Annotated in this window: 10 protein-coding genes; 5 read left to right on the top strand and 5 right to left on the bottom strand. The window is 60.4% G+C overall.

Features of this window, described 5'->3' with window-relative positions; all coding sequences use genetic code 11:
* The first annotated feature begins 8 nt into the window (after window positions 1-8).
* A complete protein-coding gene (locus ACE3PR_RS03645; protein WP_374368292.1) occupies window positions 9-641 on the top strand; it encodes a LysE family translocator in 633 nt (210 codons plus the stop codon).
* On the opposite strand, the gene ACE3PR_RS03640 is transcribed toward ACE3PR_RS03645, so the two are convergent.
* Entirely contained in the window at window positions 638-5,452 is a 4,815-nt protein-coding gene (locus ACE3PR_RS03640; RefSeq protein WP_374368290.1) for an NAD-glutamate dehydrogenase, read from the bottom strand. The genes ACE3PR_RS03645 and ACE3PR_RS03640 overlap by 4 nt on opposite strands.
* A 277-nt stretch (window positions 5,453-5,729) precedes the next feature.
* Here ACE3PR_RS03640 and ACE3PR_RS03635 point away from each other — a divergent pair, with 277 nt between their 5' ends.
* Window positions 5,730-6,083, top strand: coding sequence for a hypothetical protein (locus ACE3PR_RS03635; RefSeq protein ID WP_374368288.1), 354 nt, complete (start codon window positions 5,730-5,732; stop codon window positions 6,081-6,083).
* 17 nt (window positions 6,084-6,100) lie between these two features.
* A complete protein-coding gene (locus tag ACE3PR_RS03630; RefSeq protein ID WP_374368286.1) occupies window positions 6,101-6,868 on the top strand; it encodes a serine protease in 768 nt (255 codons plus the stop codon).
* Here the strand turns inward: ACE3PR_RS03630 and nhaA are convergent.
* Together nhaA and hspQ are read right to left on the bottom strand one after the other, a co-directional pair.
* Window positions 6,865-8,034 (bottom strand): Na+/H+ antiporter NhaA, encoded by a 1,170-nt coding sequence (gene nhaA / locus ACE3PR_RS03625; protein ID WP_374368284.1) that lies wholly within the window; start codon window positions 8,032-8,034, stop codon window positions 6,865-6,867. The two genes, ACE3PR_RS03630 and nhaA, sit on opposite strands and share 4 nt — an antisense overlap.
* A 325-nt stretch (window positions 8,035-8,359) precedes the next feature.
* Window positions 8,360-8,689 (bottom strand): heat shock protein HspQ, encoded by a 330-nt coding sequence (gene hspQ / locus ACE3PR_RS03620; RefSeq protein ID WP_374368282.1) that lies wholly within the window; start codon window positions 8,687-8,689, stop codon window positions 8,360-8,362.
* 108 nt (window positions 8,690-8,797) lie between these two features.
* Between hspQ and ACE3PR_RS03615 the strand changes: the two genes are divergently transcribed.
* A complete protein-coding gene (locus ACE3PR_RS03615; protein ID WP_374368280.1) occupies window positions 8,798-9,652 on the top strand; it encodes an AAA family ATPase in 855 nt (284 codons plus the stop codon).
* A gap of 6 nt (window positions 9,653-9,658) precedes the next feature.
* Entirely contained in the window at window positions 9,659-10,843 is a 1,185-nt protein-coding gene (locus ACE3PR_RS03610; protein ID WP_374368278.1) for a VWA domain-containing protein, read from the top strand.
* Between the two features lie 6 nt (window positions 10,844-10,849).
* Here ACE3PR_RS03610 and ACE3PR_RS03605 read toward each other — a convergent pair whose 3' ends face one another.
* Window positions 10,850-11,296, bottom strand: a complete 447-nt coding sequence (locus ACE3PR_RS03605; protein WP_374368276.1) for a DnaJ family molecular chaperone — start codon at window positions 11,294-11,296, stop codon at window positions 10,850-10,852.
* A gap of 62 nt (window positions 11,297-11,358) precedes the next feature.
* Window positions 11,359-11,982, bottom strand: a complete 624-nt coding sequence (locus ACE3PR_RS03600; RefSeq protein ID WP_374368274.1) for a LysE family translocator — start codon at window positions 11,980-11,982, stop codon at window positions 11,359-11,361.
* Window position 11,983 lies beyond the last annotated feature (1 nt).

Genomic DNA, 11,983 nt, shown 5'->3' with positions numbered 1-11,983 from the left:
AGCGATCCATGGAAGCGGCCTATGCTATCGCGGCAATCATGTTCGCAATTGCTGTTGGGGCGATCAGTCCCGGCCCCAGTTTTCTCCTGGTGGCGCGTATCTCGGTTTCGCGCTCGCGCCGCCAGGGTTTGGCCGCGGCGCTCGGCATGGGTTTGGGCGGCGCCTTGCTGGCAACCCTCGCCGTCATCGGCCTGCAAGCAGTTTTTGCCCGTTTCGAATGGCTCTATCTGGCGCTCAAGATCGGCGGCGGTCTCTATCTGCTCTATCTTGCCTATCTCTTGTGGCGCGGCGCCAAGGAACCATTGTCCTCGGCCGAAGGAGATATGGGCGATGAAGGCTGGATGCGGTCGTTCTGGTTCGCCTTCATCACCCAGATCAGCAATCCGAAAACCGTGATCGTCTACAGCAGCATCTTTGCGGCCCTGCTGCCGGCCTCGCCGCCTAGCTGGGCGATGATAATCCTGCCCCCACTGCTCTTTGCGGTCGAAGGCTCTTGGTATGCGATCGTGGCACTGGCCTTCTCGGCGGCGCGGCCACGGGCTGCCTATCTCCGCGGCAAAGGCTGGGTTGATCGAACAGCAGGCGTGCTGATGGCGGCGCTGGGCCTGCGCCTGCTGTTCGGTTCCGCCAAGCTGGCCTAACTCAGCAAGCTCCGCAGCGCCCGGTTGGCCACCGCCAGCATGGCCAGTTCCAGCTTGGTCGCCTGACGCAATTCCGTAAACAGCGCCTCGGAACGAGCCAGGGCGGCGCTGCGCCCTGCTTTCCAGCCGTCGATCGCCTCGATGCCGGTGAGACCCAGGTCGTTGCCGAGCACTGCCAGCGTCAGATCGCGCTGATGCGTGTTGAGATCGTCGATGATGGCGAAGACCGCCAGGCGTTGCCAATGGCTGTCGCCGATCAGGCCCTTCGCACCCTGGCGCAACCAATCCAGATTGAACTGGTCGCCGATGGTGAAGAAAGTCCGGGCCACATCCTCGACCTTGATCTTGGTCTGGGCGGAAATGCGCACGACATCGAGTGTCGCCCCAAGGCTTGCCAATTGTGAAATGCGCTTGGCCAGCGGTTCCGGCACGCCGGCCGACATCAGATTGCCGGCGCGCTTGGTATTGGCCGCTTGATCGCCTGGCGCGAGCAAATTCGGCAGTGCCGCCTCGATCGCTGCGATGCCGGGCTCGGTTGCTGCAATATTCGCTGCGACATCGAGCGGATGCTCCCCGTTCCGCAGGAACCAAAGGGTGGCCTGCTCGGCAAGGCGATTGATCTCGATCAGCATCGAGGTCTGGATGCTGGCCGATACCCGGTTGTCGAGCGACTGGATCGATACCCACATCTCTCGGAGCTTGAAGGCGGCGCGGGTGACGGCATAGGCCCTGGCGATCGCCGAGGCGCTTTGTCCGGTTTTCTCCCGCGTCACATGCACGAAGGTGGCGCCCATGCGGTTGACCAGGCTGTTGGTCACCACCGTTGCAATGATTTCGCGGCGCAGCCGATGCTTCTTGATCAGCTTCTTGTATGTGCCGCGCAGCTTGCTCGGGAAGTAGTTGAGAAGATCGTCGGCAAGCTGCGGATCGTCCGGCAGATCCGAGGGCAGGAGCTCGTCATAGAGCACATTCTTGGCATAGGCCAGGAGGACCGCACCCTCCGGCCGAGAGAGCCCGATCCGTTGTGTCACGCGCTGGCGCAGAGTCTCGTCATCCGGCAGGAACTCGATGCCGCGATCGAGTCGGCCGATCCGCTCAAGGCCCCGCATGAAGCGGCCCTGCTGGTCGACCAGGGTATAGCTCTGTGCCTCTGCGATCGAAAGCGCCTGCGATTGCAGGTAGTTGTCGCGGAGAACAAGCTCGCCAACTTCCTCGGTCATCTCGGCCAGCAGGATGTCGCGTTGCTTGACCGTCAGGTCGCCATTGGCGACCGCTTCATTCAGCAGGATCTTGATGTTGACTTCATGGTCCGACGTGTCGACACCGGCCGAATTGTCGACCGCGTCGGTGTTGATGCGCTTGCCGCCCAAGGCCGCCTCGACTCGGCCGCGCTGGGTACAGCCCAGATTGGCCCCTTCGCCGATCACGCGGCAGCGCAGCTCCTCGGCATTGACCCTCAGGGCATCGTTGGCGCGATCGCCCACATCGGCATGCGTTTCGTCCGTCGCTTTGACATAGGTGCCGATGCCGCCGAAGAAGAGCAGGTCGACTTCGGATTTCAGAAGAATCTGCACCAGTTCGTTGGGTGTCACCTGATCCTTGGTGATACTGAAGCGCTGTTTCACTTCGGCGCTGAGACGGATCGATTTTGCCTTGCGCTCGAAGATGCCGCCGCCCTTCGAAATCAGCTTGGCGTCATAATCACTCCAGGCCGAGCGTGGTAGATTGAAGAGCCGTTGCCGTTCGGCAAAGCTCGCTTTGGGATCCGGATCCGGATCCAGGAAGATGTGCATGTGATTGAAGGCGGCCACCAGCTTGGTGTGCTCTGAAAGCAGCATGCCGTTGCCGAACACATCGCCCGACATGTCGCCGACGCCAACACAGGTGAAATCGACATTCTGAATGTCGTGGTCGAGCTCCCGGAAATGGCGCTTGACGCATTCCCAGGCACCGCGCGCGGTGATGCCCATTTTCTTGTGGTCGTAGCCGGCCGAGCCGCCCGACGCAAAAGCGTCGTCCAGCCAGAAGCCGTAATCGCGCGAGACGGAATTTGCGATGTCGGAGAAGGTCGCTGTCCCCTTGTCGGCGGCGACGACGAGATAGGGGTCATCCTCGTCATGGCGCACGACCTGGGCGGGCGGCTTCACGGCGCCGCCGACCAGATTGTCGGTGATGTCCAGGAGGCCCCGCATCAGCGTCTTATAGCAATGGACGACCTCTGCCATCATGGCGTCGCGATCACCGCCTTGCGGCGGCCGCTTAACCACGAATCCACCCTTGGACCCCACCGGCACAATGACGGCGTTCTTCACCATCTGCGCCTTCATAAGGCCCAGAACCTCGGTGCGGAAATCCTCGCGTCGGTCAGACCAGCGGATGCCGCCGCGGGCGACTTTGCCGCCGCGCAGATGGATCGCTTCCGCGCGTGGCGAATAGACGAAGACTTCGACCAGCGGACGCGGCAATGGCAATTCCTCGATGCGCGCTGAATCGAGCTTGAAGGAGATGTATTCCTTGCGGCCGCCGTCGACCGCCTTCTGATAGAAATTGGTGCGCAGGGTACACTGCACGACATTCAGATAGCGCCGCAGGATCCTGTCTTCGTCGAGATTGACCACGGCATCGAGGCAGGTCGCGATCTCGCTCTCGATCTTGGCCGCGGCGGCCAGGCGGTCATCCTGAAAAGCGGGATCGTTGCGCACGTGGAAGAGCTTGGTGATCTTGCGCGTGATCGCCGGATTGGCGTTGAGCGTCGCCTCCATATAGCTCTGACTGAAGGGAATGGCGGCCTGACGCAGATATTTGCACAACGCCCGCATCAGCGTGACGTCGCGCCAGCCAAGTCGCGCGGTCATGACCAGGCGGTTGAACCCGTCATCCTCCATCTGGCCTTCCCAGATCCTGGCATAGGCCTGATGGAATTTGTCGCGGATGGTGGCGATGTCGATCTCGGCGCCGTCCGCCGTCACCATGGTAAAGGCGTGAATCCAGACCGGTTGATCGGCGCCGGCCGGAAGCACCTCGAAGGGCATTTCGCTGATCACCTTGAGGCCGAAATTTTCCAGCGACGGCAGAACGGTCGATAGCGCGATCTTGTCGCCGGCCTTGTAAAGCTTCAGATGGAGCTCGTTCTCGGCCGCTTCGATGGGGCGATAGAGGTTGATGGCCGTCTTGTTCTGGGAAATCGCTTCCTGAATGCGATCGATATCGCTCACGGCGGCATGGGCGTTGAAATATTCCTCGAAGCCGACCGGAAAGGCGCCGGCATAGGCGCGCAGCAAAGCAAGGCCGTCCGCTTCGCCCTTGGAATCGATCAGGGCTTCTCTGAGTTGATCCTTCCAGGTGCGGCAGGCATCGGTGACAAGCTGCTCAAGTTCCTTGACGTCATAGGTGGGAATTTCGCCCGGTGTCGTGGCGATGATGAGATGCACCCGTGCCAGCGGGCTTTCGGTCAGGTGGACATAGAAATTGGAGAGGCGGCCGTTGAAGGCGCGGCACAACAATGCCTGGATTCGCAGGCGCAGCTCCGTCGACATCCAGTCGCGCGGCAGATAGACGAAGCAAGATAGGAAGCGCTCATAGGGGTCGCGGCGAACGAAGAGGGCGACGCGCTGGCGTTCCTGCAGGTTGAGAATGCCAAGGGCTGTTTCCAGCAATTCATCGGCGTCGATCTGAAACAACTCGTCGCGCGGATAGGTCTCGAGGATGTTGGCCAGGGCCTTGCCGTCATGGCTTTGCGGGTCAAAACCGGCGCGGTCGAACACGCGCTGCACCTTGTGTCGCAGCAGCGGGATTTCCCAGGGCGAGCGGTTATAGGCGACAGAAGTAAAGAGGCCGGCAAACAGACGCTCGCCGACAACGTTGCCCTTCTTGTCGAAAATCTTGATGCCGAATGTATCGAGATGCACGTTGCGGTGCACGGTCGAACGCAGATTCGCCTTGGTAACCAGGATGAGCTTTGGCTGGGTAAGGAACGTGCGCACATCGGGTGGCAGCGCATCGAGATTCCGCATTCCCTCGAACACGCGCACGCCGGGGTCGCGCAACACGCCGAGCCCCGCCTCCTCGCGGATATGATAGCTGATGCTCTCGTCCTCGCCGGCGAAGCTGTATTCACGATAACCGAGGAAGGTGAAATGATCGTCATTGATCCAATAGAGGAAGTCGGTGACCTCGGCCACTTCTTCCGCCGGCATCGGCAGTTTGCCGGCGGCGACTTCCTCAATCACTGAGGCCAGACGCGCGCGCATCGGCTGCCAGTCGTTGACGGCCAGGCGGACGTCCTTGAGGACGGATTCGAGTCGCTGGCGAATGGTGTCGAGCTGTTCCTGCGTCGCCACCTGATTGACGCGGAACTGCATGATCGATTCCGGTTTGGCGTCCTTGCCGCCGATATCGGTCATTTCGCCTTTGGGACCGCGGGTGACCGGAATAATCGGATGGATCACCAGATGGACGCCGAGTTCCTGGCGGTTCATTTCCGCCGTAACGGAATCGACCAGGAACGGCATGTCGTCATTGACGATCTCGATCACGGTATGGGGCGAGCGCCAGCCATGCTCGTCGACCCGCGGGTTGAACACCCGCACCTTGGTTTGCCCGGCCATGCGTTGCGCCGAGAAATTGGCCAGCGACAGGGCGGCGCAGAACAGATCCTCGGGCGAGTCACCGGCGAAATCCGCGAAGGGGACATTGGCGTAAAAATGCCGGATGAACGCTTCGATCAGCGTGGCGCGTTTGCGTTCGATCCGGTCGCCGACGAAACGCACGATTTCGTCGATCAGCTGCTGTTTGAGCTTGTCCGCTCGCATGATGTAAGGACCCCAATGACAGGTGTTGTTGAACACTTAATTATCTGATTTTGGCCGGATTCTAGCCGAAGCGCGCGAAAAGCGCCAATGACGTGGCGGTGCTTTCGCCCGGCGATTGGCCGGTCACCCGGACGAAGCGGCGGTATTTTCGTGCGTTTCATCGATCGATACCGCTTTTGGTAAAGAAAATTTAAACTTTACCGGCCAAGTTGTACCGGACCGGGTCGCAGCAATGGATTTGGGGGTGTGCCCGGATTCTTTTTAGGAGGATAGGACCATGCTGATGGACGAAGTCCGCGGCGAAGCCTTCTTGCGCAAACTGCCGGCGGATATCCGCGACAGCCTTTCGCCGGCGCAGGCTGAAGCCATCAGCCGTGTGGCACAAGGGACCATCCAGCGCCGCCATCCGATCGATTTGCGCCTGTCGCTGCCGATACCCTTCGGCGAGCGCGCTTACGCCGTCTTCCTGGTGGGGAAGGAAAAACGCTCTCCGGCCCGCAGGGCGATCGATCAGGAATTGCGGCCGAATGACCGGGTAAGTCAGTTTGTGGTGCTGGGACTTGCGGTGGCGACCTTCTCGCTGGCGGCTTTTATCGGCCTGCTCTTCCATAACGCGATCCTGGCGCCCTGACGCATTTACCCTGCGCGATGTACCGATATTTGCAACTCCTGCCGGTTGCCTGGCTGACGCTGGCGGGCGCGCCAAATGTGGTGGCGGATACATTGCCGCCCTTGCCGAAGATCGGTGTCACCGGCACGGATGACCGCGTCCGCGTCGATTCCAAAACCTGGCCCTGGATCGCCATCGGCCGCATCAATCTGGAAGGACGAGGCCATTGCACGGGCACGCTCATCGCGCCCGATATGGTGCTGACCGCAGCGCATTGCCTTTACAACGCGCCGGATGGCCGCTGGGGCATACCGCTGGAGACTCATTTCGTGGCGGGCTACGACCGCGGAACCTATGCAGCCCATTCGCGGGCCAAGCGCTTCATCTTCGATCCCGAATACGATCCCAAGGAGCGTCTGGAGGTGCGTGGGATGGCACGTGACTGGGTGCTGGTGGAGTTAGAGAAACCACTGGATATCAAGCCGGTGCCCTTGGCCAAGATCGACTGGGAGGGTCTGCTCGCTGCCGGCAGGGCCGGGACGATGAGCAATGCCGGCTACAGTGCCGATTGGCCCGAGATTGTCATGCGCCATGCCGGCTGCCGGGCCGAGAAGATTTTCGCGGAGGTTTCTCTGGTGCTGCACAATTGCGATGCCACCTTCGGGGCATCCGGCGGCCCCCTTCTGCAGATCGAAGGCAGAAAAGTCACCGTCGTCGGCCTGCAAAGCGGTGCCGTCACCGTCAGCGGCAACGAGTATGGAACCGGCGTGCCGGTCTGGAACTTCGCCAAGGCCGCACAGCGCTAAAGATTTTTTAGCGGCCGCGCCAGGAAGCGCAAGATCAGATAGCCGACGAGGGCCGAGCCCAGCGAGCCAGTGAGTACGCCCAGGCGGACTTCGGCGCCGTTATGGGTATCGGGGAAGGCGAGCGTGCCGATGAAGAGCGACATGGTAAAGCCGATCCCGGTCAGGATGCAGACACCATAGATTTGCGACCAACTGGCCCCGGACGGGCGCCTAAAGATGCCGAGTGCCGAGCCGCCGGCCACCGCCAGCATGACCCCGATCTGTTTACCGAAGAAGAGCCCGAAGGCGATGCCGAGCGTCAGGGTATGGGTAAAGGATTCCAGCGACAATTCCCTGAGATCGATCCCGGCATTGGCAAAGGCGAAAAGCGGCATGATGCCGTAGCTGACCCAGGGGTGGAGCGCGTTCTCAACCCGGCGCAGCGCCGATTGTTCGCGGTCGCCGTCGACCCGGTAGGGCAGGAACATCGCCGTGACCACACCGGCCAGGGTCGCATGCACCCCAGATTTCAGGACGCAGGCCCAGACGAAGATGCCGATGAGGATGTAAGGCAGGACACTGCGAACCCCGGACCGGTTGAGGATGAAGAGGCCGAGAATACCCAGAGCGGCCAGGCCCAAAGCCAGCAGCGACAGATCGCTTGTATAGAAAATGGCGATGATCACGATGGCACCGAGATCATCGAGGATGGCGAGTGCCAGGAGGAATATCTTCAAGCTGTGCGGCATGCGTGGCCCGAGCAGGGTCAGCACGGCCACCGCGAAGGCGATGTCGGTGGCGGAGGGAATGGCCCAGCCGACCAGCAGTTCCGGCGCGCTCCAATTGATGGCGACATAAATCATCGCCGGCACTGCCATGCCGCCCAAAGCCGCGATTCCGGGCAGGGCTGCCTGTGCCGGTGACGACAATTCGCCGGCCACCAATTCGCGCTTGATCTCCGACCCCACCACCAGGAAAAAGACCGCCATCAGGCCGTCATTGATCCAGAGCAGAATCGGCTTTTCGAGGCCAGCCTCGCCCAACGAGACACCGAAGGGCAGGGATAGGAAACCCTGATAGAGGCCCGAAAGGGCGGAATTTTCACAGACGAAGGCCAGAACCGCGGCCATAAGCAGGATGATCCCGCCTGCGGATTCGAGCTGCAGGAAGCGGCGGATAGGCGACATTTCCCCGGATACCCCGTTGTCAGCATGGCAAAACGCACGAGAGACCGAGGCCGGCCCCGTCCGATGCGGGCAAACTAGCGGGTTCGTTCCGAGATCGAAAGCCTAAGATCGCCTTCCGGCGGACCGTATCCCTCTCAGGCGAGGGTCGGGAGCGCCAGAATCAGCATCATCAACGCCGAGAAGGCCACGGCTTCGAGTGCATTTTTGGTAATCGACAGCATTTTCGCCTCCGCTGTATTCTATGTATTCACTTTATGTTCTAATTTAGTTCTTGTGTCAAGCCGATTGGAAACATTGGCTTTTTTACCGTCAGATTTGCGGAGGCTCAGTTCGCGCGACCGGCTTTCAGGCGGTAACTTCCGCTTTCCGGCCCATCGAACATGTCGCGGATCAACGGGTGCCGGCATGGCCGCCCGCTCGCATCGGGCAACAGGTTCTGCTCCGAAACATAGGCCACATAGGTGGTCTCGGTGTTTTCGGCGAGGAGATGATAGAAAGGCTGGTCGCGATTGGGGCGGATCTCCGCCGGGATCGATTGCAGCCATTCCTCGGTATTGCTGAACATTGGGTCGACATCGAACACCACGCCGCGGAATGGATAAACGCGGTGCTGTACGACGTCGCCAATCTTGAAACGCGCTGAACGCTGGGTCATGGCAACAAGATTGGCTGCCAATGCCAGCGCGTCAAGGGCGGCTCCCACCCTTGTGAGCCGGCCGGAATTCGTCGAGGATCGCCCCCAGCACTCAAATGGAAAGAATCCATGACCGCCAACAAGACCTTTGCTGGTACCGGCAGCTATATCACCACCCGTGACTTGGAAATCGCCGTCAACGCCGCCATGACCCTCGAGCGGCCCTTGCTGGTCAAGGGCGAACCTGGCACCGGCAAGACCGTGCTGGCACGCGAGGTGGCGCAGGCTTTGGGGATGCCGCTCATCGAATGGCACGTGAAATCGACCACCAAGGCGGCGCAGGGCCTCTACGAATATGACGCCGTGGCACGCCTTCGCGATGGCCAGCTCGGCGATCAGCGTGTGCACGACATCGGCAACTACATCATCCGCGGCAAATTGTGGGAAGCCTTCGCTTCGGAACAACGCGCCGTCCTGTTGATCGACGAAATCGACAAGGCCGATATCGAGTTTCCCAACGATCTGTTGCAGGAACTCGACCGCATGGAATTCTTCGTTTACGAGACGAAGGCGACGGTGACGGCGAAGTTCCGGCCACTGGTCATCATCACCTCCAACAACGAAAAGGAACTGCCGGACGCTTTCCTGCGCCGCTGCTTCTTCCATTTCATCCGCTTCCCGGACCGCGCGACGATGGAGAAGATCGTTGCCGCGCATTACCCCGACATCAAACACGACCTCGTGCGGGAAGCGCTCAACCTCTTCTTCGACATCCGCGAGGTGCCGGGGCTGAAGAAAAAGCCGGCGACATCGGAACTCCTCGATTGGCTGAAGCTGCTCATGGTCGACGATATTCCGCCGGAAATCCTGAAGTCGAACGATCCCAAGCTGGTGGTGCCGCCGCTCTATGGAGCGCTCCTCAAGAACGAGCAGGACGTGCATCTCTTTGAGCGCGTCGCTTTCCTGGCGCGGCGCGGACAATAGGTCATCATGTTCGCGGGCTTCATCACCTCCTTGCGCAACGAAGGTGTCGCGGTCTCCCTGACCGAATATCTCACCCTGCTCAAAGCCATGAAGCATCAGGTGGCACTGCTCGATATCGAAGACTTCTACTACCTCGCCCGCGCGACTTTGGTGAAGGATGAAAGGCTGGTAGATCGATTCGACCGGGTCTTCAGCCTTTATTTCCGGGGTATTGCCGGTATCTCGGAAGACCTGCTCGCCGACATTCCCGATGAATGGCTGAAGAAGCTCGCCGAGAAGTATCTCTCGCCCGAGGAAATGGCCGCCATTCAATCTCTGGGCGGATTCGACAAGCTGATGGAAACCCTGCGCCAGCGTTTAGCGGAACAGAAGGAACGCCACCAGGGCGGTTCGAAATGGATCGGCACCGGCGGCACCTCACCTTTTGGTGCCTATGGCTACAATCCGGAAGGCATTCGAATCGGCCAGGCGGAATCGCGCCATCGCCGCGCGGTCAAGGTCTGGGACAAGCGCGAATTCAAGGATCTCGATGGCGAGGTCGAATTGGGAACGCGCGGCATCAAGCTCGCTCTGCGCCGCTTGCGCCGCTGGGGCCGCGAAGGTGAAGCCAATGAGCTTGATCTCAGTGGTACCATTCGGGCGACCGCGGCCAATGGCGGTGTGCTCGATCTTCATCTGCGGCCCGAACGGCGCAACAAGGTGAAGGTCTTGCTGCTGCTGGATATCGGTGGTTCGATGGACGACCATATCGAGGAATCGGCGCAGCTCTTTTCAGCCGCCAAATCCGAATTCAAGCATCTCGAAACGTTCTATTTCCATAACTGCCCCTATGAGCGGCTCTGGCGCTCGAATCGCCGCCGCTTCGACGATTTCACCTCGACCTCACAGGTGATGAATACCTACGGTCCTGACTGGTCCCTGGTCATCGTCGGCGACGCGACCATGGGACCTTACGAGATCACCCATGCCGGTGGCTCGGTCGAGCATTGGAACGAGGAATCGGGTGCTGTTTGGATGGAGCGCCTGCTGAAACACTATCCCAAGTCGGTTTGGATCAATCCTCGCGACACCCATTACTGGGGTTTCACCGCCTCGCTCAAGCTCATGCGGCAGATCATGGGCGAGCGCATGTATCCGCTCACTCTCGATGGCCTGGATGACGCGCTCAAAGCCCTGCGCCGCCCCCACTGAGCAAGCTCAATCGTTCTGACCGCGTGCCTTCTTGATTTTGGCATAGGCTTCGTTGGCCTGGGCTGCCATGCGGTTGGCCAAGGCCAGGAAGTCTGGTGGCAGGTTGAGGGCCTGAATGTTGTCCGGGTGCACCGGCATGATCGCTTTGTGATAGGCGGCCTTTACCTCGGCATCGCTGGCCGATTCCGAAATGCCGAGAATATCGTAAGGGTCCCGGCTCGGCCGCGTCTTGCTCTCCATCGGCACGATCCGACGGATCCGATGCTTGTTGATGATCTCGGTATCGCCCTCGGCGGTCTCGAAAGGCAGGAATTCGCGCGTGTCGTTGATGGTGTCGCTGACGCGCGTATTCGGCGCCACGAACATGAACAACAATCGCTCGTTCCCGTCATCCATCTCAACCCGCATCATGATCTTGATCCGGGTTTTCTTGGTCTGCGACGAATCAAACATGCACACCCCCAGCGAAATCAGAGGTGGATTGTAATTAAACTATTAATATTTGGTAGCCCGATTCAGACGGCTGGCCGCCGTGCGAAGGCAAGCGCGATACCGAGGCTGACCAGCAGCCCGCCAGAGGCCTTCTGCAAGCGCGAAAACCAATGCGGATGCGTGCTGGCGCGTCGGCGCAGGCTGGTCGCAAATACGACGACGATGAGATCGGCGCTGGTATTGAGGAACACCGAAATGCTGCCGAGGATCACGAATTGCAGCGCGAAGTGACCCTGGGCGGGGTCGATGAATTGTGTCGTGAAAGCCAGAAAGAAGGCCGCCGTCTTCGGATTGAAGACCTCGACCACGATGCCGTCGAGGAAGGCGCGGCGATTGCCGGCCGTGGACAGGCTGAGATCGTCCAGCGAAATTCCTGCTGAGCGCCAGGCGCGAATGCCGAGCCAGACGAGATAGCAGGCGCCTACCAGCTTAACGATGGTGAAAATTTCGGCGCTTGCCATGATCAGTGCGGAAAGCCCGATCGCCCCGGCAATCACATGCACAAGGCCGCCGATAGCCGTCCCGAAGCTGGAGGCGATGCCTTCGCCACGACCGCCTGCAACACTGCGCGCTGCGACATAGAGCAGGCCGGGGCCGGGTGACAGGGCGATGGCAATCGCGGCCAGCAGAAAGAGCACGAAACCCACT

Source organism: Dongia sp., from assembly GCF_041909655.1.
Lineage (GTDB): Bacteria > Pseudomonadota > Alphaproteobacteria > Dongiales > Dongiaceae > Dongia.
This window is presented reverse-complemented; position numbering and strand designations above follow the sequence as displayed.

Bases quoted from the DNA above. Each gene is read 5' to 3' on its own strand.
- ACE3PR_RS03615 (WP_374368280.1), top strand. From the start codon at position 8,798: ATGACCGCCAACAAGACCTTTGCTGGTACCGGCAGCTATATCACCACC.
- nhaA (WP_374368284.1), bottom strand. From the start codon at position 8,034: ATGTCGCCTATCCGCCGCTTCCTGCAGCTCGAATCCGCAGGCGGGATC.
- hspQ (WP_374368282.1), bottom strand. From the start codon at position 8,689: ATGACCCAGCGTTCAGCGCGTTTCAAGATTGGCGACGTCGTACAGCAC.
- ACE3PR_RS03635 (WP_374368288.1), top strand. From the start codon at position 5,730: ATGCTGATGGACGAAGTCCGCGGCGAAGCCTTCTTGCGCAAACTGCCG.
- ACE3PR_RS03605 (WP_374368276.1), bottom strand. From the start codon at position 11,296: ATGTTTGATTCGTCGCAGACCAAGAAAACCCGGATCAAGATCATGATG.
- ACE3PR_RS03630 (WP_374368286.1), top strand. From the start codon at position 6,101: ATGTACCGATATTTGCAACTCCTGCCGGTTGCCTGGCTGACGCTGGCG.
- ACE3PR_RS03610 (WP_374368278.1), top strand. From the start codon at position 9,659: ATGTTCGCGGGCTTCATCACCTCCTTGCGCAACGAAGGTGTCGCGGTC.
- ACE3PR_RS03640 (WP_374368290.1), bottom strand. From the start codon at position 5,452: ATGCGAGCGGACAAGCTCAAACAGCAGCTGATCGACGAAATCGTGCGT.
- ACE3PR_RS03645 (WP_374368292.1), top strand. From the start codon at position 9: ATGGAAGCGGCCTATGCTATCGCGGCAATCATGTTCGCAATTGCTGTT.